The sequence below is a fragment of the Paenibacillus sp. strain BS8-2 genome, assembly GCF_054483835.1.
Window position 1 is genome coordinate 3,132,875 of the sequence record NZ_CM137010.1, and the last position, 22,193, is coordinate 3,155,067.

A 22,193-nucleotide genomic window follows, 5' to 3' on the forward strand; every position below is an offset into this window, starting at 1 on the left:
ACGATCATAGTCTGAGGAACAGGTGGTAACATCGTCCATATGAAATAGAAAATATCGTCCATGGGCAAATAAGGAAGACTATGTTACAGTATGTATCATCAATTTTATTGAGAATGAAAATCATTAACGTTACCTTGGGGGGATAAATGAGTACTTGCATAAGGAAGGCAGCAGAGGATTTGAGCTTGCAATCGTTCCTCAATTGTTATCTGCGAGAGACGGGAGCGTGCGCGTGGCAGCGAGAACGTGCGCCAGGCTTATGGGGGCAGGTCATCGTACCGCTAACGCATCTGCGAATGGCCCTGCTGATCGACGTCTCCTATCGATCTCTGACGGGCAGACATCGATATGGCGGCAAGGTGCTGCTGCAGTCTGCCGGAGCGCAGCCTGCTCAGGTCGATCCCATAACCGCGGCCATGCTGCTAGCTCGAGAGTTAACCGACTCCAGCGGCGTGCAGGATCACAAGCAGCTTGGACTATTAAGTCGAATGATTGATAGCTGCAAAAGAATGGAGCTTTACTTGCATATGCGCAGCGGCGACCTGGAGTCCATTCATGCTCCATCATTTACGTTCATACAAGCGGAGCAGTCTCTCCTGCTTGGTCACGCGATGCATCCTACGCCCAAGAGCCGTGAAGGTTTGCCCGAGTGGCAAGAGCCAGGCTTGACGCCGGAATGCAAAGGCGCGTTCCGGTTGCATTGGTTCTGCGCGCATCCAAGCATCGTCCTAGAAGGTTCGGAGTCGGAGAAGACCGCCTCGGTGCATCTGACAGAGCTGATTCAGGATGACGAAAGGTTTCCGCAGGACCTGCTGCAGCAGCAGGATGCTAAGTGGACGCCGCTGCCGCTGCATCCGCTCCAAGCAGCGAAAGCGCTCGAAGCGGAGCATGTGCGCGATTGGCTGGAGCGGGGAGTACTCAAGTACCTCGGTCCGCTTGGCCGCGAGTATCGGCCCACCTCTTCCATGAGAACGATCTACCATGAGGACTCGGCTATCATGCTCAAGCTGTCGATGCCCGCTAGATTAACCAATTCGGTGCGGGTGAACAAATGCAGCGAGCTGGTAGCAGGAGCCGAGGCAGCCCGGTTATGGAAGACGGAAGTTGGCAAGATGATGGAGGAGCGCTTCCCCGCTTTCCGAGTGATAGGGGACCCGGCGTGGATGACCTTACACGACGGACGGGAGGGACTCCTGGAATCAGGGTTCGAAATCATTATCCGCGACAATCCCTTCCGAGGTGCTGCGGGGGAACAAGTCGCTCCGATTGCGGCGTTATGCCAGGAGGCATTGCCAGATTGCCCAAGTTCACGTCTTCACGCCATTATTGGTGGTATCGCGGAACGTGAAGGAAGACCCGTAACGGACGTTGCGTTGTGCTGGTTTCGGCGATATCTGGATATCTCGCTGCGGCCGATGTTGTGGCTGTACGCCAACTTCGGGATCGGCTTGGAAGCGCATGGACAAAATTCGCTCGTTCGGCTGCAAGACGGTTATCCGGAGAACTTCTACTTCAGGGACAATCAAGGTTATTATTATCGGCGATCCAAGCTGCAAGAGCTGAACGCTTTGCTCCCGGGCATCGGAGAAAGCAGCGGCAACGTGTACGATGACGAGCTCGTGGACGAGAGGGTTAGGTATTACCTGTTCATTAATCATCTCTTTGGATTGATTAACGGCTTCGGCATGGCTGGCTTGATCGAGGAGGGGGTTCTCTTAGCTGAGCTGCGAAGCACGCTGGAAGGGTTTCAGGCTGAACTGTTGGAGAGTAAGGGCTGCACTTTGGCATTAATAGACGGGTTGCTGGACGGGCGGACGATCAGCTGCAAAGCGAATTTGTTGACCGTGCTAAGCGGCATCGACGAGCTGGAGCAGCATCTGGAGCAGGCCGTATACGTCGAGGTCGATAATCCGCTCGTCAGCCAGATACCGGGCCGCGAAATGCTGCAGCGGGCGAAGAGGGCGACCGTTATGTGGAGGCAGGAGAGGGTGCGTCATGGATAAGTCCTCTATTACCCGCACTGCAGCTTCCGAATGCGGAGTTCCAACGGATATACGGGTCAGCGTCCAGCGGCGAGTCGTGCGGCAGCTATGTGAAGCCTTGTTGTTCGAAGACATATTAAAGCCCTCCGAGCAGCTTCGATTGGGTAATGGCCAGACGCGATACGTGCTGACAGGACTGGATAATCGGGGGCTTATCGTTCGTTACGAATGCATAGGGATAGAGAGGTTTACGTTTCAGCGGATCCGCCTCGTCGGCGGTATTACGAGAGTTACGCAAGAAGGGGCAACTGCGGAAGCGCTTGATCCGGCAACTTTACTGAGGGAATGTTTGGCGGGGGATCATACATCCTTGCAGTATGCAGAGCGGATGGACGATTTTGTCGTCGAATTGGAGCATACGATCTTGAACGACGCACTGGCACAAACCGCACGCCGTCAGGCTGGTCTGCTCTTGCGCGATATGGAGGACGACGTGGAGCTTGAAGCCGCTTTGGCGGACGGCCATCCCTATCATCCCAGCTACAAATCCAGAATCGGCTTCACCGAAGCGGATCAACTGGCGTACGGTCCCGAATTTGCCCCGGATATCTATCCGATATGGGTAGCTGTCGCGCGGATGGATGCTGGTATCGCGATATCTTCACGCGAAGATGCAGGGTTGAATGTTGTCATTTCGGAGCGCGAGCGAAACCAGCTGGATCGAGTCATGCAGGACAAAGGCTTGACTACGGATGAGTATGTTTACGTGCCCGTTCATCCCTGGCAATGGGAGAATCGCGTGCTTCCGGCTTTCTCATCGCTTATTCGTGAGAATCGAATTGTGAAGCTGGCGCCTGCCGAGCAGGCATACCGTCCGCAGCAGTCGATTCGAACGCTGCTCAATCAAACACATCGCTGCGGTCCAAGTCTTAAGCTGTCGCTTGGCATCCGCACAACATCCTCTTATCGCGAGCTTAAGCCCCCGACAACCGTTTCGGCGCCGCTCATGTCCGATTGGCTGTCGGCAATCGCGGCATCGGATTCTTATTTGCGGGATGAGGCGAGAGTTGTGCTGCTAAGAGAATTCGCGGGAGTCGCGTGCGAGCCCGCTGATGCGCCGGAGCTTGCAGGCATCATCGGATGTATTTGGCGCGAAAGTCCGTTCCTGTATTCGGAGCCGGGGGAACGAGTGATTCCGTTCACGGCACTGACCGCAATTGATTTGGACGGTGAGCCGTATATTCATCGCTGGATCGAGGATTACGGATTGCAGAATTGGCTGCAAAGGCTGCTGGAGAAGGCGATGCTTCCCGTTCTTCATCTGTTAGTCGTTCACGGCATCGCGCTCGAAGCGCATGCGCAGAACATGGCGATTATCGTCCAAGAAGGCTTACCGCGGAGAGTCGTACTGAAGGATTTCCACGAAAGCTTGGAGTTCTGCACTGATTGGCTTGCTAATCCGGATGATAGACCGCCGTACGAGTCGTTACATCCCGCATACGCGAATGCAGCGCCGAATGCCTTCTACGAGATGGATGGGCAGGAGTGGCTGCGCGAGCTCGTTGTTGACGCCTTTTTCCACATGAATCTGGGCGAGCTTACATTACTGTTGCAGTCGAATTACGGATTCGAGGAAAGGCAATTCTGGAGGCTGGCTCTGGAAATCATGGAATCGCATATGTCCCGCGACCTAGTATGGCGGGATCGTTACGAACGGTTTGCTCTGCTTGGGCCGAGCGTCAAGCTGGAGTCGCTGGCGAAACGCAGGCTTGTTCGAGACATGGATGAGCTGACGCATGAGGTGGCGAATCCGCTCCATTGTCGGCAATAAGGGAGAAAAGTAGAGGGGGAGAGAAGTGTGCTAACGGTCGATGCCACAACGTTTGTGCGGGCAGATATGGATGACGCATGGCTTGCATACAGGCAACTCGCCTATTTGCGGCAGCCGCAAGGGATCAAATACGCCATTTGTATGCGCGATCCGATGGATACGGTGTCGTTGGTTCTATATTTGCGTCAGGAAGGCGGCTCTGTGCTGCTTATACATGGAGATACGCCGGAGGAAGCTGCGGTGAAGGCGGCGGTTGAAGCGGGCTGCGATTATTTGTTGCACGGTGCTGCTCATAACGTGACTCGGGTGGAGGAGTCTAGCGGAGGCGAACGCGAGCGCGAACGCGGTACACCGGGATTGTATCAATTCAGCTCGGGAACGACAGGCAACGCGAAACAAATTCGCCGGTCTTGGGACGAAGTTGGAGTCGAGATTGCCGCATACAACGAGGCGCTCGGAGATTACGCGGTACGCAGACCGATTGTTTGGGCTTCGGTTTCCCATGCCTATGGACTCATTTCCGGCGTGCTCGCATCGATGGAGAGAGGGCAGCATCCTATCGTCCTTTCAGGCCGCAACCCCAAGCATGCATTGCGTCTACTGAAGGAGCACCCTGGACATCTCTTGTATGCTGTACCTTTGCTGATTCACGGATTATCGGGATTTCTGACGGAAGCACATCGACCGGAGGCGGTCATGACTTCAGGCGCGCCGATGCCGGCTGCGATGTTCGAGCGGCTGAGTCAAGCAGGCACAGTTATGCTCCAGCAATACGGTTGCACGGAGCTAGGCTGCGTCACGCTCGCGGGTCCGATGACGGGCGCGGATGACCTGGGAAGGCCGCTCTCGCATTATCGCGTTGTAACGACGCCTGCGAATGGCAACCCCGGAGAGATCATTGTCGAGTCGGCTGCATCTTCCATGCGACCGGTCGGAACGAAGGACTTGGGTTTGCTTGATGCCGAGGGGAGATTGCGTTTCTTGTCCCGCATGGATGATGTCATTAATGCCGGAGGGCTCAAGATCTATCCGTCCGAGGTAGAAGATGTGATGACGAGAATGCAGGGCATAGAGGAAGCAGTCGTATTCCGGGGAAACCATCCCGTCATGGGAGAGACGGCCAGAGCGCTCGTCGTATCGGACGAAGCAATAACGCCTAGTCAAATTCGGGATTGGTGCCTGCAAGCATTGCCGCCGTACAAGGTGCCATCCGACATTGTAATGGTAGCGGCCATTCCGCGCACGGCCGGAGGGAAGATCAGTCGCAGAATGTTGGAGCTGGAGGAGGAATACGAATGAGTCAAACAATAGAGAGAAAAGAAATGCTGCGCGCGGCTTTGCTTCAATTGATGCAGGATAAGTTCGAACGCTGCAGGCTGGAGCAGGAGAGCTTGCGCGACGAGCTTCGGCTAAGCGAAGATTTGTTGATCGATTCCATTATGATTGTTCAATTGATCGTATACATCGAGCTGGATCTAGGACTTAGCGTGCCAGACGCCGAGGTGGATCCCCGTGCGTTCGCCACAGTTGGCAGCTTGCTGTCCTTTATGGAGGAGCTGGAGCCGGTGGATGCCGACAGCAGCGACCAAGCGATAGGAGGTGCAAGTCTTGACGAAGCCGTTACAAACAGCAGGTAGCGTGCTCCCGGCCGAGGAAGTCAGCATCAAGGTGCATTGCATCGTCAGCTGCTTCTGCGAGGTGCTGCGCCAAACGGGCAACATCGATTATCGCCCATTTTATTTTGGCGTATGGGACGCGGATATTGATTATTTGGACGACGGCAGCATCACGTATTACCAACATGATCTGCGGCATGACTACTTCACGGAGTGGTATGAGCGATTATTCGGCGTGCCCGTTCGCCAATGGTACGATACGGCGGCTGTGCCGTCGGACAATCTGGATACGTTGATTCGGCTTGTGGAGCAAGCTCCGTCGAACCGACACGTCATCGCTCAGCTCGATATGTCGCTGTTGCCCGAATACGAGAACAAGTTCAAGCAAAAGCCGTTCCCGCATTTTGTCATGCTGTACAGGACAGATAATCCGGATCAGTGGTATTTGCGCGACCCGGATTTCCGAAGGGAAGGCGTCATTTCACGCGATCGCGCGCTGGAGGCCTTCCTCGGCAATCCATTCGGCGGCGGCTTCGTGATCGACGATTCCGGCTTGAGGGAACCGGAGGACGAGGTAGTGAGCCGTATGCTGCTGAGCAGATTAAGTCCGGAGCACAACGAGCTGATTGATTCTCTCCAAGACCGGCTGACTGCCATGGCCACCGGCCGCGAAGGCTTCAATCTGTCGATGGTAGAGCGGTGTGTGAAGCAGCTCCCTGTCATCGCGATTCGCAAATATGCGTATGAGCATGCCCTGATGTATTACATGGAGAGAACGGGCATCGACGAAGAGGCGTTCGAAGGGTGGTGCGACCGAATCGAGCTGCTGGTGCAAGGCTTCTCTTCGGTGCAATACATGGCGATCAAGATGGGCATGACGGGCAAGAAGGAGCTGCTGGATCCTATATTGCAACGGTTAGACGAGATGAACGAAAGAGAGCTGGCAATCAAAGGAGAGCTGGCACGCTTGCATGGGTTATGGCTATCCCGTCTAGAGAGTGGAACAAGCGGACGGGCGGGAGCAGCCTCATGAAATATTCGATATGCAGTATTTCGTTCAGGCATCAGCTTATTTCGTACGAAGAGATTGTCCGCTTTGCCCGGGAACAGGGGTACGACGGCATCGAGCTATGGGGCGCGCACGCTTGCCAGATGTACGCGACGGTCAAGCAGGCTGGCGCGAGTCAGGGAGAGCCGGGACTTGCTCGGCATCCGGTTACGATGATCAGCGATTACCTCGCGATCGTCTCGGACGATGCCATGTCCGCGACGATGAAGCGTTGCGACCAGCTGCTGAATGCGGCAGAGTGGCTGGAAGTGAGAAGGTTGCGAACGTTTGCCGGCTGCATCCCGAGCGCCAGCACAACGGAGAGTGAACGCGAAGGTTACGTGCGGAGGCTTCGCCGACTCTGCGAGCGTTGCGCCTCGCGAGGCGTCGAGCTGCTAATCGAGACGCATCCGGACACGCTGGCCGATACCGTCGAATCGACGTTGCAGCTTATCGCCGAGGTGAACCATCCTGCCCTGCGCATCAACCTGGACTTCTTGCATGCGTGGGAGGGGGGCAGCGATCCGCTGGATGCATATTGGATATTAAAGCCGTGGGTCAGCCACTTACATCTCAAGAATATTACCTCCGCCGATCGTCTGTCCGTATTCGCGCCAGCCAATGTGTACTCTGCGGCAGGGGATCGCGCGGGCATGACGCGGTTAGGCGACGGTGTGATCGCATACGACAGGTTGTTGTCGGCCATGCAAGACGAGTTGGAAGCCGAGAATCTGTTCGCTTCTGTGGAGTGGTTCGGCGACCATCCCTCGCGCGTATTGCGCAAAGAGATCGCTTGGCTTAGACAATTCGACCGCCTTAGCAACAAAGCGACTCTGCCTGCCGGTGCGATCCGGTAATGTACAGATCAAGTCATGGACATAAGCACAAAGAAGAAGCCCGCTAACCATAATGGAAAGCGGGCTTTCGTGTGGATGCTTCCCTGCATGGGAGGCGTCTTTTTTTATATATCCTTACCGTCCCTCTCATGATACTCTCATTTATAGAGTGGACTATCAAACCGGATTGTAGGCACGAATACAATTTAGTAAGCTTTAGGGGGTTAAGCGATGTCGCGCGAATCAATGTCTGCATGTAATGGAGAGCATTTTGTCGGGCGAGCCCGCGAGCTGGAGCTGCTCCGTCAGCATGCCAACGGGGATACAGCCTGGCGATGGGTTCATATTTATGGGAAAAGCGGCATTGGGAAGTCCTCGCTCATTAAGCAATTCATGGATCAGTATAGCGATAGGCTATTCTACTTCATGGACGGTGGAGAAGAGCTCAAGAGCTTATGCGCGGACTCGCCGATTAGCGTTGCTTCATCTATAAACCAGCGTTCGCGTGACCTAGGCGGCCGAATGACTATTATCATTGATGAGTTTGATCAATGGCATTCGATCGTGCATTGGTTTATGCAATGGCTGGGATCGCTTGACGTTTCCATTCGAATGGTGACGGTTGGCCGGCATTTGCTGACAGGCAGATGGCTTCGATCGCCTTGGAACGGTCATATGCACATGATGCACCTGCAAGAGTTATCCTATTACGAGGTAGCGGGGTATGCGGCGGGTTGCGGCATTACGGAACAAGCGAGCCAGGTTGAGCTCTACCGATTTTCGAGAGGTATACCTCTGGCTATGGTTTTAGCCGCAACAACTACGTTATCAGGTCAAACGCTTAGGCCGATGGCACGCTCGGAGCATTTTCAACTCATCTCTACCCTCATGAGCGACATGCTTCAGGGACAGCCTGCTTTTGTTCCGCGGATGCTGGAGGCAGCCGCTTTATATTGGAGATTTAATGAAGAACGGCTTGCCGCCATTATGGAGCATGATAGCAATAATGAAGCCGAATCCTTTCGTCGCTTTGTCCAGTTGCCCTTTGTTCTCCTAAAAGAAGACGGCTGGATGCTGCACGACGCCATTCGGGCATGGGTGCTGGACGACTTTATGCTGCGCAAGCCAAACCTGTACGAACGGATGAGAGTTAAAGCGTTAAATTACATTTATGAGGAAGAACAGTTCCTATTAAAGTCCCAAAAGAACAAACAATCTCCGCTGGACAAGTTATTTTTGCACGAACATCCTCTTGTTCGCGCGCTCTGTTCGAACGGACTAGAGGACGAGCTGGAAATCCGGCCATGTTATAAAAACGATCTGCCGGCGATTCGCGATTTGTATAAGCGATCCCATTCCCATGCTGCTGGGTCCGTCGAGGATACTCCGCTGTTAATCGACCGAATCAACGAACTGTGGGAATGTATTCCTTCGGCTTTTGTGACGATATGGTGGGATCAAAGGCTGGTCGGTTTTTTTGTTAAAATCCCGTTAAACGACCGGCAGCTTGAACCTATTTTGCTGCATGAGCCCATTTTATCTTCATTCATAAATAAATCTGTGTCCATGTCGGAGGCTTATTTGATGGCAGTCATCGGAATCGAGCCTGATCTGGAATGGAAATATCGAGCCGGCATGATCAGCACGCTGCTTAGTCATTATTGCAGCCCGGAGTGGATCGTGGCGCTCACTTCTTGGAGTGAATGGTTTCCGGTATTTGAGCTTTGCGGGTTTGAACGGGCAGCCTGGGCCGATGCGGTTTCTGAACGCGGCATTGATTACCAAGCGTTTGTTCTCGATCTGCGAGAGGAAGATTTTATTACGAAGCTGGATCGTACCGTACAACACGCGCGGGATATATTGATGCCGCAAACGTCAGTAGAAACCTTTGAAAAGTTCGATATGAAGCAGCTAAAAGCCATTTTGAATCAGTGGGCGGTACTGCCTTACAGGCAGGCGCTGCTTCAAGACTACGAGCGATTGTTCCCAAGCCGGGCGGAGACAACAAGGACAGCGGGAATGACTGGTTTAGCGAATTCAGCCGATAAGGAAATCCGTGATGCAAAAGAGGAGATTTATCAAGCGATCCGCAGATTGTCGGAAGGCAACGAGCAAGAGGAGAGACTTGGCAAGCTGCTTAGCGTCACATACATCGAAGGGGTAAGGCCGCTCGAAATCGCGGCCAAACAGCTTCATATGTCGACGGCAACGTATTACCGGCAATTAATTCGAGCTTTGCACGAGCTCTATCAACGGCTATCACATGGCTGAGCGGTCTATCATTAGATAACGGGGGAGATACACGATGGGTAATGAGAACGGTTCAAATTCTGATTCTTCATTACCGCCAATGCCGGAAAACAATGATAACGGCAATCCTACGGACAACGGTACAGGCAATAGCAAATTCAAAAAAGTTCTGCGCATCACCTGGCATATCACGCGGAATTATTTGTGGCCTGTGCTGTTTACTGTTACAAAATACACCCTAATCGTTCTCTGGTGGCTGCTGAAGCAGCTATGGCGATTCACGAGCAAAGTAGCATATCCGCTTATCAAAGCCGGTTATTATAAACTGCCGAAGAAACAACGGATTCCAGTCACTCTGTTGACGGTGATTGTTATTGGATTCGGATGTACCGTATTGGCCGTCGGAGGTATTCCGGGACTCAACTTCGGCTTGAACCGCAATTCGGAACGACCTGCAGCAAGCGCTTTGGCTGCTGACTCCGAGCTTAAGCTCCTTAACGGGTCCTGGGAGGAACAGAAGGAATCTGCCAAGATGATTTTGAAGCAGGCGGGCTTTGACATTGTGCTGGATGATGCTGTGCCGCGCGCTGCTGTGCCTTTTGTCATTGGTCCGGAGCTCACTTTGCTCACCTATGATGCCAATCGCAAGCCGGAAGGCGGCGGGCGGCTGACGCTGGAGCAGTTTGCGGAGATGATGCGCGATTTTGATTTCCCGTTTGCTTCGGGAGAGGATCCAGCGGCCTTGCTTCAGTCGGGCATCAGGCATTGGGTAAGGCATGCGTAGTCTGATCCTTCTTTGCCGGGAGCAGAGACGCCGCTATTTTTAGCCGAAATGGCGAAGATGCAGTTCCCTTCAGTAGATTTGGCTAGCGATGATTGGACGCCTGATCAGTACCGGCTGACGCTGCTGGAGATGCAGGTTTTTCTGGGAGCTTTTCTTCAAGCGTTTCCTTCTGGGGAGGGAGAGTCGCTTGCGCATGTTTCGCAGCAGAAACAAACAGTTGAGCTCGGTCTGCTTGACCGGCTTATGGGGACGCAAATCGCATCCGCTTCGGAAGCGCCGCAGGCATCGAAATCGCCGAAGGCAACGCCACCACCGCCGCCATGCACCGAGTTTAAGAAATGGCTGAACGACTGGGGCAAATCGGCCCATCTCGAAACGCCAATCTCGTCGAGCAATGATTTGATGACAGTCCTTGTTGCCGAGCTGACAGGCGTGGGCATGAATCAATTGACAGGGGTGATCGACAAAGGGATTACGGCAATCATGGAGAAAATTACAGGCGTAGCTCAAGAGGTTTCCCAGATTGCCAGTAAGGTACTGCAGACGATTAATCTACTGGTTAAGCTGCAAAAGCTGGCCATGCTCTATCATTCCATTGAAATCAAAGTAGCCGCAAACCCCTGGTCGTCCCACATGCCGGGACCTCACGACGAGAACGTAGATATAAAGTTTACGGCTAAGGTCGGCGTGAACGAGGAGATGTACAAGGAGTATTTGAGTGAGTGGAACGCCAGCGATACAGCCAAATCGGTCAAAGAATGCTTATCCTTTGCCGGCTTGCCCGCCTGGACGGATTCCTCCGACATTGCAGCCGACGTGGAGAACTGGTCTGTCGAATGGGATATCGTCGAAGGCGGCAACTCGCTGGTGACATGGGGGCTGGGCGCCAACGATTTTGAATTGGACGGCCAACAGCAAATGAAGGTAAAGCGAACGGGGCCAACAAGCGGCGAAGCCGTGTTCACGACGAATGTCGTCAGAGAAGAGGAGAGGGGACATCAAGGGCCGGAGCTCGAAGGTTTTGTTGTTATTCGAGCCTCCGCCGATACGGCGGGTATGCCTCCTATTTTGGCACAACTGGTGAATGGCGGGAAAATAGCGAAGGACGGTTTTAAAGGCGTGGCGGAATCGGCATTATGGGGCCTGCTCGGAATCGTGGATACGCTTGCTGATGTCGTGACAGGCTGGTATCAGTCCATCGTCAAACCGGAAAGCTACGGTAATGCTCTCGTGACCTATCACGAGGATGAGTTCCCTTTGCTGCTAGGATCAGCAAATCACACATACCAAAGCTCTTCAAAAGTTGATAAGGCTAATATCGAGTTAAGTCGAACAGTAAACATTGAGCTGCTGGATAGAATCAGAATCGAAAAAGACGCAAACGGTAATCGATACGGTGTCTACAAAGCTCGAGTGGACTATCTTCAGACGGAAAAAGGCACGGGACCGGCCGATGTTTCTTTTTGTCCGGGCGTATTCCGAGACATCTCATTGTCCAAAAACGAACAGATGGAAGCCAAGGTCTCATTCGGCAATGGCCAAATAATAATCGAGACGGATGTATTTAACCTTCCCCGTTCCGGGTACGAATGTGTGAATCCGGAGCTGGATGATTACACAGGGAAGGTATCGATATATATTCCGTACGAAGGTGAAAAAGAAAGTATAACCGGTATCAAAACGACGGGACCAAAGGTCGAAGGCTCCGGAAGCAACACTTCTACGGTGAGTACGTCGACGGATTGGGATTTTACGTTAGAATAGGCGCGAATGAAACAGCCGGTCCTTAGGATCGGTTGTTTTTGTTTGCTCGCCAATGACTGGTAACATATGGTGTGCGAATGACCCGAGTGTGCTAGTATTTAATTTGATATATGGTTGCTAGTTTGCGAGAGAGCAGGTGGTAGAGTGAACGTTGGTCGCGTCAAACGAATAGCAGCAGCGACTGCGGCCATTCTGCTGGTCTGGTTGATTCTTTATACGATATGGATGATATGGGAGCAACTAACCGAAAACGATTTTAGGAGGAATGCCCGGAATGTCCAAAAAAATTCTACTCGCCGAAGATGATGTCGACATCAGCCAGCTAATTGAAAGTCATCTGAAGCAAGAACATTATATCGTTCATACGGCTTTTGACGGAGAAGAGGCAGAGGCGCTTTTTCGGCAAGAGAGGTTCGACTTGATCCTGCTTGATTTGATGATGCCTAAACTAGGCGGAATGGAGCTGCTGCGGCGTATTCGGGAAACCAGCGTCGTTCCCGTCCTGATTATTTCGGCCAAAGGCAGCGATCTCGACAAAGCGCTGGGATTGGGCTTCGGAGCCGATGACTACATTAGCAAACCATTCTCCATGATTGAATTGACGGCTAGAGTGCAGGCGGCGATTCGAAGATCCACTCAATATTCGGATGTCGAAAGCCAGCCAGCTCCCGAGGCACCCTCAACGATTGTTTATAAGGATCTGGTGCTGGATCTGTTTACCTTCTCCGCGATTGTAAAAGGCAAGAGCGTACAGCTGACGGCCAAGGAGTTTCAAATTTTGAAGCTTTTCCTCACGCATCGCAGCAGAGTGTATACCAAGGAGCAGATTTACCAGCTCATTTGGGAAGAAGATTTTTACGGCAACGAGAACGTCATCAATGTTCATATTCGAAGACTGCGGGAGAAGATCGAAGATGATCCGTCTTCGCCTCGGTATATCAAAACAATCTGGGGCATCGGCTACAAGCTGGGAGAATAAGCTATGATTATCATTTTATCTATCATGGTTGTCGTCATGGCCGCGATCATCGTTTCGCAATGGCTCAAGGCAAAAAAGCTTAATAAGAACGTTCGGCAAATGACCGATAACCTCGCGGACATCATTACTCAGCAAACGGGTCAAAGGGTGCTAGTGCCTACCAGTCACAAGGAGTCGCAGCAGCTGCTTGTTCAGATTAATCGACTGCTAGAGCATAATCAGAAAGTGGTTGCCGACTACACGAGATCCAAGGACAGCCAGCGGAAAATGATCTCCAACATGTCCCACGATCTCAAAACGCCTTTGACGGTCATTCTGGGTTATACCGAACAATTAAATCAAACAAAGCGGCTTCCGGAGGAAGATGAAAAGCAGGTCATCCGGCGGTTATACGAAAAGGTAAACGGCGTTATCGCGCTGATCAACCAGTTTTTTGATCTGGTTAAGCTTGAGGCGGACGATTATGTCATCCCGTTAAGCAAAATATCGTTAAGCGAGGTTTGCCGCCAAAGCGTGCTGGAGTTTTACGACCTGCTGTCGTCGCGGAATATCGGGGTCGAGCTGGATATTCCGGATAAACCATTCTACATGCTTGGCAATCCGGCTGCGCTGGACCGCGTATTAAGCAACTTGATCTCCAACTCGATCCGATATGGAAACGAGGGAGGTGTGCTTGGCGTGACGGTTAGGGAAGAAGGCGATTTCATCGCGGTTGACGTTTGGGATCGGGGCAAAGGAATCGAGGAGGCGCATCAGTCGCGCGTATTCGACAGGCTCTACACCTTGGACGACGCCCGGAATCGGCAATTTCAAGGCAGCGGATTGGGTCTCAGCATCTCAAAACGATTAATAGAGCAAATGCACGGAACGATCGAGCTTAGCAGCGTTCCTAACGACAAAACAACGTTTACTTGCAGGTTTAAGCCATTCGTGTACTAAGAGATGTTCCGCTGCTGCAGAACATCTCTTTTTGCATCATTTCACCCTTTATAAATCCCGAATTAAGAAACATGTAAGAAATGAGAAAGGAAAAATCGCCATTATCGGGTCTACTATATAAGCAAGAAGGAAAAAACAGGAGGTTCGGAAACGATGAATGCGATTATTCAAACACATGGGCTGACTAGGTCGGTTAAAGGGAAGCCGATCGTTGCTGATATTCATCTAAACATTAAAAAAGGCGAGATTTATGGTTTGCTGGGGCCTAATGGCGCGGGCAAAACAACGATTATGAAAATGCTGACCGGGCTTATACTGCCAACCTCAGGCGAGATTTCATTGTTCGGCAGCAAGCTTTCCGAAACCTCTAAGGACAGTCTAAAGCGTATCGGAAGCATCATCGAATACCCGCTTTTTTACGAGCATTTGACGGCGATCGAAAATTTGAACATCCATTGCGAGTATTTGGGGTTTTATGACAAGAAGGCGATTCGGCAAGCGCTGGAATTGGTACGGCTGAATGACGTCGAGAAGAAGAAGGTAAAGGAGTTTTCGCTTGGCATGAAGCAGCGGCTCGGCATTGCGAGGGCTGCGATTACAAAGCCGGAGCTAATTGTGCTGGATGAACCAACCAACGGTCTCGATCCGATCGGGATCAAGGATATGCGGGAGCTGATTCGAACGCTAAATAAGGAATACGGCATTACGTTCTTGATTTCCAGTCATATCCTGGCCGAAATCGAGCAAATGGCCGATCGGATCGGTGTCGTTAGACAAGGGAGGCTGGTAGACGAAGTGACCTTGTCGGAAATTCGGCAGCAGCGAACCGAATATATGGAGCTCGTAACGCCAAACGTACGAAGAGCCGTTGTGCTGCTGGAGCAAGAGCTTAAGCTGACGAATATCAAAATCGTGCAGGACAACCGAATTCGCATTTACGATACAGCCGCGTCTGCCGGACAAATTTCCAAGCTGCTTATTTCGCAAGATGTCGAGATCGAGGAAATACAAAAGCACGCAAGCACGCTGGAGGACTATTTTTACAACCAAATTCAAGGCGGTGTTAAGCATGGTTAAGCTGATGGAATTGGAATGGAGAAAGCTTGAGCAAAAAAAGGTGATCGGCGAAGTGGTTATTTATTGGATGCTCCTTATGTTTTTGCCCGTGTTTTTCCTCAAAGTTGTATTCGCCGATATGCCCGAAATCATCTTTGCCAACAGCTACGCCGATATGCTGAAGCTGATGCTCCCGATGCAGCTAGGGTTCGTGTTGTTCGGAGCGTCGATGATCAACCATGTATTTATCGAGCCGTACAAAAATAAAACGATGGCGTTATCCTTTGGGTACCCCATTAGCCGCAAAAAACTGTTCGTAACCAAAGCATTGTTTGTTGCGGCGGCGGTTTTTATCTGTACGGTCGTCTCGTTTGTACTGTCTGGCATTACAACGTATGTCCTCGATCTTACGTTTGATATCATTGGCGGCACGCCAACGGCAGCGGACTTGATGATGTATGCGGTACGAACGATAACTCACTCTATTGTAGTAGCGTTAATATCTTTGATTCCGCTGTTCGGATTCGGAATATGGAGAAGGGCGGTCGTTCCGTTAATCGTTTGTGCCATTTTCCTCATGCAATTTCCTACCTTCTTAAGCATTCTTCGAATTTCGCTGAATCAGGATATTCTGTACGCCATTTTAAGTTTGCTTGGCGCGGCAAGTGTATATATGTCCGTTAAGCTGGCGAACCAGATTGGCGATGTGTAAGGAGCATCGGCTCAGTCATTAGTGATCCGCTTGGCTTAGACTTCAACAATCCGAGTCGAGCGGACCGACACGAAACCGAAGTCACTCTTCATACGATCCATACCGTATAGAGGCTTGTATTCATTACCAGGCAAAGTGTAATAGCTTAAGTCGAGCTCTGCCCCACGATCGCTGAGGAGAGATTTCAGTATCTCGCCCGTTGGAATATTGGAGCTGATATCCGGACCAATTAAGTTGTAACTGCTCGCGCGCGCTTTCGCAGGGGCATCAAGCACGCTAGCAATACCTTCGATCACGTCATCGACGTAGACGCGGCCAAGGAGGATGAACGGGATGCGTACTTTGGAGCTTGCATCCAGGAAAGGAGGCTCCCAATCCTCCGGCACAACCGCACCAAAGCGCAGATTGACGAAATCCGCATCGGGGGTCTTGCGGTGCAAGTAGCAGGTTAACTGCTCCAGCATGGACTTGCTCCAGCCATATGCGTCGGTCGCAAGACAGGGATGGTCATCGGGTATAGGCAGCTTCAGAGGCACAAAGTCATTGTCCAAGCCGCCTGCAAGCGCAATGGAGCTCGCCGTAATGAATCGCTTGCAGCCGCGGTCGAGCAAATAGCGGTACAATCGTCTCGTTCCCTGCACATTGACGGCTAGGCCATCCTCTTCGCTGCAGCCGCCGGTTACCGCGGCTAGATGAATAACAGCATCGATGGCATACGCATCAAGCAGCCTGAGATCCTCGAATCGCTCGAAATGTCCTCGGATGGATATCGCATCGCCATGAAACGCGCCTCGAGACATACCAATGATGGTATGCTGTCCCGCCAGTCGTTTCACCAATCTCTCTCCGATAAATCCGGTTACGCCGGTAATGAGTATATTCATCATCCTACTCCCATCTGATAACAATGCCGTTAAAGTCATTACGCTGCTTCGTGAATAGACGATTGTACAGCTCATCGGATTCGCTCCAGTGCACATCGTGCGAGATGAGAGACAGCATATCAAGCTTCCCGGACTCCATGAGGCGTATGACACCTTCACGTACCGGAGGTTGACCAATGAAACAAGGGAAAATGGCATTTAGTTGTTTATTGTGCGGCGTATTAAAATAGAAGCTTGCACGATTCGGATACCAACCCAGGAAGACGAATGTACCCTTGTTTTGTGTCGCCATCATCGTATCGTCTAGCAAGGCTTGAAACCCTGTCGACTCTGCCGTAATCGCGGCTCCGTCGGGGAAGCGCTCTTTGAATGCGGCGAGCGCATTTTCCTTAGACGCGTCTATCGTCCAATCCGCGCAATAAGCCTGCGAGCGCTCGATGCGGTCGGGGGAGATATCGCTTGCAACGACGTAAGCGCCGCGCAGTCTGGCAATCATAGCCGCGCATTGGCCGATTAACCCTTGACCTGCAATATATACGATATCGCCCATATTGACGCCGGCCATATTCCAAGCATTCGCCGCGACCGACGGCTGAACGAACATGGAACAGGCTTTGAGCGATTGCTCCGAGGACAGCTTGTGTACATTCCGCAGACCAGCCTTCACATACTCGGAGTGTGCACCACTGCAGAATACCGTAACAAGCTCGCCAACTTTATATTGATCCCGCCCATTAGCACCAACTTCAACAATACGTCCGCTAGCTTGATAGCCATTCACGAAGGGGGGATCGCCGTAATCCGATCTTTGACCCTCCGCAATCCACATTTCGGTGCCAATACTAACGCCGGAATATGCCGTTTTGATTATGATGGAATTGTCATCCACCTGAGGACGCGGCATGTCCAACAGCTCTGCTTTTTTGCCGATCTCCGTAATCGCGAGTGCTTTCATCGTTGACATATTTATTCTCCTCTCTGAAACTAGCTCCAGCATAAATGCTTTTTCGTTGGAAACCCATGGTGTATATTAAGGTTAAGATGGTCGAAAGTACGAAACGTCGTAATCGTCAATTGGAATGGAGGAACCGGCATGCGGGGGGAACTCGTCTATCGCGGGGAAAGTTACTTTCGGGAAGGGGAAGCTTTTTGTATTATTCAATTTCCCGAGGCGGTCAAGGATCGGCAGAAGCCTCATTCCCATGATTTCGTAGAAATTTGTTATGTATACTCAGGCACGGGCTACCATACGATCGGCGAGCAGGAATATGAGGTTTCGAAGGGTGATCTATTCTTGATCAACTACGATATGACGCATGCCTTCTATCGGGACCCTGGCGATCAGGAGCTTGTCACCTACAATATCTTGTTTAAGCCCGGCTTTCTCGATGAGTCGCTGCTTCCCTTTCACGATTTCTCCAGTCTGACGATGTCCTATCTATTCAAGAATCAATGGGATGATGACCTTGTCCGCTCGGATCTCCGATTGAATGCCGCCGAGCAACGAGAGTTCGATCAGCTGATTACGAAGATGGATAACGAATACCACCAGCGTCAAGACGGCTACAATGCGATAATCCGCGCGTATATGATTGAGCTCATTGTAAGAATCATGCGTTTGTTTAACCAACGGGGAGCGGGAGATGTTCAGCAACGCAAGAAAGCGAGTGTCATTGAGTCTGCGATTCAACATTTGGATAAGCATTACAATGAGCCTGTAAGTCTCATGGATTTGGCTCGCAAATCCTTTGTCAGCAAAAACTACTTTTGCCAATTGTTCAAAGAAACGACCGGACAGACCGTGTCCCAATACACGCAGCAGATCCGAATTGATGAAGCTTGCAAGCAAATTGTAGAATCCAATAAGACCATGAACGAAATTGCTCTGGACGTCGGATATACAGATTACAAGGCTTTCTACGTGACGTTCAAGAGGTTGACGGGGTTCTCGCCTAACACGTACAGAAATAACGGCTTGAAGTAGACCTCGCTTATCTTTGATCTGTCCATGAACAGCATGGATTTATCCATATCCATCTTGATTACGCCTTACGTATACTAGAACTATACATCCCACCTAAGCACGAATAAGGAGAGTTATGAATCCGAGACTAAGCTTTCAGGCAAAGCTCTTTATAATGTATTCCCTGCTCATTACACTAATTATTGCAACCGCTTTCAGTGCGTTCTACTGGTATTACAAGAAGGTGAACGTCGACGCGTTGATCCATACGTATCAAAGAGAAGCGAATAGTATATCCCAGCAGCTCGATAACTCTGTCTATACGATGGATCGACTGGTCATGCAGATCAAACATAATCCGACTGTCGCAAACAAGATGTATTATGTCCCCTTTGAGCCCAATCCGGAGTCTTACTTTGACAATAACCCCGAAGATGCTTACATACTGAAGGATATTGTTTCTTCCATCGTTGGCGTAGATCCGCAATTCTATTATCGCGTTTCGTTGATTAGCAAGTCGGGAGCTTTCCTGAGTGTTGGCGCATACAGCGACCGTCAGATTACTGCGCGGCGCACGAAGGAGTTAGACTGGTTTCAGCTCTTGAGCGACGAGTCGGCCTACCGATTGTTGCTTCCGCCGCACAAGGATGACTGGGACCATAACAATAACTACGTGGTGTCCGTCGTTCGCAAGATCGGGGATAATACGAATGTTCAGGCACTCGTGGAAATTCAAATTCCCTATGAATTCATTGAGAAAGTAAGCTTGCAGGACCCTGCCGCATCGGGGCTGGATAAGAAAGTGATGGTTATGAGCAGCACAGGGGAGGTCGTGTTCCCTCTGCAGCGGGCAGAGCAGGAGGATGAGGATCCGCTAAGCCCTTATCGAAACGTCTATCTGAACGAGCTTCATGAAAGCGAAGAAGGCTACGCATATGTAACCATGCCGGGCGGCAAAAAGGAATTGATCGTTCACCAACGGGCCGAGTATGCGGATTGGATTGTCATGATTGCGCAGCCACAGGAGGCCTTTCTGCAGCCGACCCGCCAAGCGGGGTATTTATTCATCTTGCTGGCGTTGCTTATTGTTACGTTGACGTTGCTTACATTCTATTTCTCTACCAAAAAATTGGTCAAACCGCTTAGGCAGCTCCGCGATACGATGAGCATGGTGAATCTGAATTCCATGCATGATGCGCAGGAGCATCATTTGTTCGCAGGTGCGGATCTGCACAATTCTCACAATGAGGTGCATCATCTATACAAATCGTTCCGGCACATGCTCGCGCGTCTAGAGGAGTCGAAGGAGCTGGCGATTCAATCGCATTCCCGCGAATTGCAATCCCACTTTGTCGCCTTGCAGGCACAGATCAATCCGCATTTTCTTTATAACACGTTATCGCTAATCGGCATGATGGGTCATGAGACGGGTAATGCGAACATTATGAATCTCTCCTCGATGCTGGTCAATATGTTCCGCTATATTACCTATTCCAATGGGCAGCCCGTTACGCTTAAGGAGGAGCTGAATCATACGGAAAACTATTTAAATATTATGAAATTCAGATATGCCGATCATTTTGAACCGGTAATTGATATAAAGGGTCCTATCTTGGATTCACTGCTGCCCAAGATCACGCTTCAGCCCTTTGTTGAAAATTGCTTTAAACACGGCTTTATTAATAAAAGGTACCCATGGAAAATTGCCATTACCAGCTATGAGGAGCTGGATTTTCAGATTGTAGAAATCAGTGATGACGGCAGCGGCTTCACCGCAGATTTTCTCGAGCGTTTCAAGCAACAAAGAGAGGATGTTGTGAAAGGCAAGCTAGTGTATGAGAAAGAGGAGCAGTCGGGAAGCGGAGTCATGAATACTTACGCGCGATTGTATTATTATTTCGGAGAGAATCTGCTGTTCGAGCTGGGGAATCACGAGAATGGCGGAGCGTACATTAGAATCGGCTGGAGAAATGATACGACGAACATAGTGGGGGGCTTATAATGCCGCGTGTGCTGGTAGTAGATGACGAAGCGCCATTCTGTAGAGCATTGAGCAAAATGATCGAACATGTAGATCCGCAATATTCGGTGATCGGAGTAGCATTCGATGGAGAGCAAGCGTTAGAGATGGCTGCCGAACTGCATCCGGATGTGCTCATTACGGATATTCGAATGCCTGTCATGGATGGATTGCAGCTGATTTCCGCCTTGAAGAGTAGCAATCCGGACGTTGTATCGGTCATTGTAAGCTCTTATGATGATTTTAATTATACGCGTAAGGCGATTCAGCTTGGGGCGGATGACTATTTGTTAAAGCCGCTGACGGTACAGGATTTGCAGGAACTGCTTACGAGAGTCAAATATAGGATTCTTGAGCAAACAGAGAAACGGAAGCAACATGCGCTAAACGTTCTTATTGAATCTGGAGAAAAAGAGAGCGCGGTTGAGCTGTTTACGTATGCCCGGTATTCTTTTATCGTTGCATGCGCAGGCTCATTCAGTAAAACCTATGTCGACTCGATGCATCCCGGCCGAGTGTTCTGGCAATCCCATGATTGCGAATTGGAATTGCGTCGCGCTCTGCCTGAAGGTGCAGGAGGTTGGATGCTGGAAGGAAATAGAGAGAATGAACGGGTCTTCGTGATTGGCAGCCAGCAGGCAGAATCCGATGGGATTAACGCGGTGTATCATGACATTTCGCAATTGCTGCTAGGATTAGCTGAAGGTTTCGGAATCCCGCTAACGCTCGTTGCGGAGACCGATGTCTCTGATATCGGAATGCTGCAACAATCGCTCCCCAACCTGAACAGGAGATTGGTGAAATCGGTTGTGTATGGAAGTTCAAGCATAACGGCTGTCCATGCTCCAATGATTCAGCAGGATCAATTCGTTGCAGGGGGAGAGAAGCTGGAGGCGTACATCGATCCCAGGCAGCAGGAGGAGTTCTATCAAGGTTTGCAGGAGCTGTGCCTAACATGGAAGTCTGCGGAAGCGAAGCAGGTTCATATCGATACGTATCTCAGACGAATCGTGTTCCTCTGCAAGGATAAGCTGAAATCGTTAACGGAGGAAGAGCTCATCCATACGCACCTGGAGCTGGATGCACTACTCTCCCATTCCACGACCTATGAGGAGCTGTACGAGGGAGTATCCTACATCTTCAAAGGATTGTTCGAGGCTTCCGGCTCCTCTGCCCGATCGATCGGCCATCAAGAGGATATGGTGCAACTAATCGAGCTGTATTTGCAAGAGCAATACGTTCTGCCGATCACGCTCCAGGACCTGTCCAAGCGATTCGGGCTCGTGCCGAACTATTTGAGTGCTCTGTTCAAGAAGCTGCGCGGCGTAACGCCGGGCGAATACCTGACCCAATGGAGAGTCGAGCAGGCCAAGATCATGATGGACGAATCGCCGAACCTGCTCTTAAAGGATGTGTCCGAACGAGTTGGCTACAGCGATCCTTTGTATTTCAGCCGCGTGTTCAAGAAAGTGGCGGGCATACCGCCTTCCGATTACATGAAGTGAGGTTTACCTGAGTTTTATCCATGA

At 51.1% G+C, this 22,193-nt stretch carries 18 protein-coding genes; 16 read left to right on the top strand and 2 right to left on the bottom strand.

Annotated elements, in window-relative coordinates:
• Positions 1-146 precede the first annotated feature (146 nt).
• From ACX1C1_RS13410 to ACX1C1_RS13470, 13 genes are all read left to right on the top strand, one after another.
• On the top strand, positions 147-2,003 hold the full coding sequence (locus ACX1C1_RS13410) for an IucA/IucC family protein (protein ID WP_458952700.1): 1,857 nt from the start codon (positions 147-149) through the stop codon (positions 2,001-2,003).
• Entirely contained in the window at positions 1,996-3,813 is a 1,818-nt protein-coding gene (locus ACX1C1_RS13415) for an IucA/IucC family protein (RefSeq protein WP_458952701.1), read from the top strand. Before ACX1C1_RS13410 ends, ACX1C1_RS13415 begins: the two co-directional genes overlap by 8 nt.
• A gap of 27 nt (positions 3,814-3,840) precedes the next feature.
• Positions 3,841-5,112 carry an AMP-binding protein gene (locus tag ACX1C1_RS13420; RefSeq protein WP_458952702.1) on the top strand — a complete coding sequence of 424 codons (1,272 nt, stop codon included), beginning with the start codon at positions 3,841-3,843 and terminating at the stop codon, positions 5,110-5,112.
• A 50-nt stretch (positions 5,113-5,162) separates the two neighbouring features.
• Positions 5,163-5,450, top strand: coding sequence for a phosphopantetheine-binding protein (locus ACX1C1_RS13425; RefSeq protein WP_458957674.1), 288 nt, complete (start codon positions 5,163-5,165; stop codon positions 5,448-5,450).
• The gene (locus ACX1C1_RS13430; RefSeq protein WP_458952703.1) at positions 5,422-6,462 is read left to right on the top strand and encodes a DUF6005 family protein; all 1,041 of its coding nucleotides are present in this window, start codon (positions 5,422-5,424) and stop codon (positions 6,460-6,462) included. The genes ACX1C1_RS13425 and ACX1C1_RS13430 overlap by 29 nt, the downstream gene beginning before the upstream one ends.
• Positions 6,459-7,334 carry a sugar phosphate isomerase/epimerase family protein gene (locus ACX1C1_RS13435; RefSeq protein ID WP_458952704.1) on the top strand — a complete coding sequence of 292 codons (876 nt, stop codon included), beginning with the start codon at positions 6,459-6,461 and terminating at the stop codon, positions 7,332-7,334. Before ACX1C1_RS13430 ends, ACX1C1_RS13435 begins: the two co-directional genes overlap by 4 nt.
• Positions 7,335-7,544: 210 nt before the next feature.
• Complete coding sequence (locus tag ACX1C1_RS13440) at positions 7,545-9,584, top strand: hypothetical protein (protein ID WP_458952705.1); 2,040 nt, start codon at positions 7,545-7,547, stop codon at positions 9,582-9,584.
• A 34-nt stretch (positions 9,585-9,618) separates the two neighbouring features.
• On the top strand, positions 9,619-10,347 hold the full coding sequence (locus ACX1C1_RS13445) for a hypothetical protein (RefSeq protein WP_458952706.1): 729 nt from the start codon (positions 9,619-9,621) through the stop codon (positions 10,345-10,347).
• 57 nt (positions 10,348-10,404) lie between these two features.
• Positions 10,405-12,111, top strand: a complete 1,707-nt coding sequence (locus ACX1C1_RS13450; RefSeq protein WP_458952707.1) for a hypothetical protein — start codon at positions 10,405-10,407, stop codon at positions 12,109-12,111.
• A 274-nt stretch (positions 12,112-12,385) separates the two neighbouring features.
• Positions 12,386-13,090: a response regulator transcription factor gene (locus tag ACX1C1_RS13455; RefSeq protein WP_458952708.1), complete on the top strand. Its 705-nt coding sequence runs from the start codon at positions 12,386-12,388 to the stop codon at positions 13,088-13,090.
• A 3-nt stretch (positions 13,091-13,093) separates the two neighbouring features.
• Positions 13,094-14,029 carry a sensor histidine kinase gene (locus tag ACX1C1_RS13460; RefSeq protein ID WP_458952709.1) on the top strand — a complete coding sequence of 312 codons (936 nt, stop codon included), beginning with the start codon at positions 13,094-13,096 and terminating at the stop codon, positions 14,027-14,029.
• A 153-nt stretch (positions 14,030-14,182) separates the two neighbouring features.
• The gene (locus ACX1C1_RS13465; protein ID WP_458952710.1) at positions 14,183-15,106 is read left to right on the top strand and encodes an ABC transporter ATP-binding protein; all 924 of its coding nucleotides are present in this window, start codon (positions 14,183-14,185) and stop codon (positions 15,104-15,106) included.
• Positions 15,099-15,797: an ABC transporter permease gene (locus tag ACX1C1_RS13470; RefSeq protein WP_458952711.1), complete on the top strand. Its 699-nt coding sequence runs from the start codon at positions 15,099-15,101 to the stop codon at positions 15,795-15,797. The genes ACX1C1_RS13465 and ACX1C1_RS13470 overlap by 8 nt, the downstream gene beginning before the upstream one ends.
• 35 nt (positions 15,798-15,832) lie before the next feature.
• On the opposite strand, the gene ACX1C1_RS13475 is transcribed toward ACX1C1_RS13470, so the two are convergent.
• A complete protein-coding gene (locus ACX1C1_RS13475; protein ID WP_458952712.1) occupies positions 15,833-16,684 on the bottom strand; it encodes an NAD-dependent epimerase/dehydratase family protein in 852 nt (283 codons plus the stop codon).
• Between the two features lies 1 nt (position 16,685).
• Positions 16,686-17,645: a zinc-dependent alcohol dehydrogenase gene (locus ACX1C1_RS13480; RefSeq protein WP_458952713.1), complete on the bottom strand. Its 960-nt coding sequence runs from the start codon at positions 17,643-17,645 to the stop codon at positions 16,686-16,688.
• 129 nt (positions 17,646-17,774) lie between these two features.
• Here ACX1C1_RS13480 and ACX1C1_RS13485 point away from each other — a divergent pair, with 129 nt between their 5' ends.
• The 3 genes from ACX1C1_RS13485 (at position 17,775) to ACX1C1_RS13495 (ending at position 22,169) form a co-directional block, all read left to right on the top strand.
• On the top strand, positions 17,775-18,665 hold the full coding sequence (locus tag ACX1C1_RS13485; protein ID WP_458952714.1) for an AraC family transcriptional regulator: 891 nt from the start codon (positions 17,775-17,777) through the stop codon (positions 18,663-18,665).
• Positions 18,666-18,780: 115 nt separating this feature from the next.
• The gene (locus ACX1C1_RS13490; RefSeq protein WP_458952715.1) at positions 18,781-20,646 is read left to right on the top strand and encodes a cache domain-containing sensor histidine kinase; all 1,866 of its coding nucleotides are present in this window, start codon (positions 18,781-18,783) and stop codon (positions 20,644-20,646) included.
• A complete protein-coding gene (locus tag ACX1C1_RS13495; protein WP_458952716.1) occupies positions 20,646-22,169 on the top strand; it encodes a response regulator in 1,524 nt (507 codons plus the stop codon). Before ACX1C1_RS13490 ends, ACX1C1_RS13495 begins: the two co-directional genes overlap by 1 nt.
• Positions 22,170-22,193 lie beyond the last annotated feature (24 nt).

Coding starts and splice junctions, on each gene's coding strand:
- ACX1C1_RS13490 (WP_458952715.1), top strand. CDS start 18,781: ATGAATCCGAGACTAAGCTTTCAGGCAAAGCTCTTTATAATGTATTCC.
- ACX1C1_RS13465 (WP_458952710.1), top strand. CDS start 14,183: ATGAATGCGATTATTCAAACACATGGGCTGACTAGGTCGGTTAAAGGG.
- ACX1C1_RS13475 (WP_458952712.1), bottom strand. CDS start 16,684: ATGATGAATATACTCATTACCGGCGTAACCGGATTTATCGGAGAGAGA.
- ACX1C1_RS13460 (WP_458952709.1), top strand. CDS start 13,094: ATGATTATCATTTTATCTATCATGGTTGTCGTCATGGCCGCGATCATC.
- ACX1C1_RS13480 (WP_458952713.1), bottom strand. CDS start 17,645: ATGTCAACGATGAAAGCACTCGCGATTACGGAGATCGGCAAAAAAGCA.
- ACX1C1_RS13470 (WP_458952711.1), top strand. CDS start 15,099: ATGGTTAAGCTGATGGAATTGGAATGGAGAAAGCTTGAGCAAAAAAAG.
- ACX1C1_RS13410 (WP_458952700.1), top strand. CDS start 147: ATGAGTACTTGCATAAGGAAGGCAGCAGAGGATTTGAGCTTGCAATCG.
- ACX1C1_RS13440 (WP_458952705.1), top strand. CDS start 7,545: ATGTCGCGCGAATCAATGTCTGCATGTAATGGAGAGCATTTTGTCGGG.
- ACX1C1_RS13425 (WP_458957674.1), top strand. CDS start 5,163: ATGCAGGATAAGTTCGAACGCTGCAGGCTGGAGCAGGAGAGCTTGCGC.
- ACX1C1_RS13450 (WP_458952707.1), top strand. CDS start 10,405: ATGCAGTTCCCTTCAGTAGATTTGGCTAGCGATGATTGGACGCCTGAT.
- ACX1C1_RS13415 (WP_458952701.1), top strand. CDS start 1,996: ATGGATAAGTCCTCTATTACCCGCACTGCAGCTTCCGAATGCGGAGTT.
- ACX1C1_RS13455 (WP_458952708.1), top strand. CDS start 12,386: ATGTCCAAAAAAATTCTACTCGCCGAAGATGATGTCGACATCAGCCAG.
- ACX1C1_RS13435 (WP_458952704.1), top strand. CDS start 6,459: ATGAAATATTCGATATGCAGTATTTCGTTCAGGCATCAGCTTATTTCG.
- ACX1C1_RS13485 (WP_458952714.1), top strand. CDS start 17,775: ATGCGGGGGGAACTCGTCTATCGCGGGGAAAGTTACTTTCGGGAAGGG.
- ACX1C1_RS13495 (WP_458952716.1), top strand. CDS start 20,646: ATGCCGCGTGTGCTGGTAGTAGATGACGAAGCGCCATTCTGTAGAGCA.
- ACX1C1_RS13445 (WP_458952706.1), top strand. CDS start 9,619: ATGGGTAATGAGAACGGTTCAAATTCTGATTCTTCATTACCGCCAATG.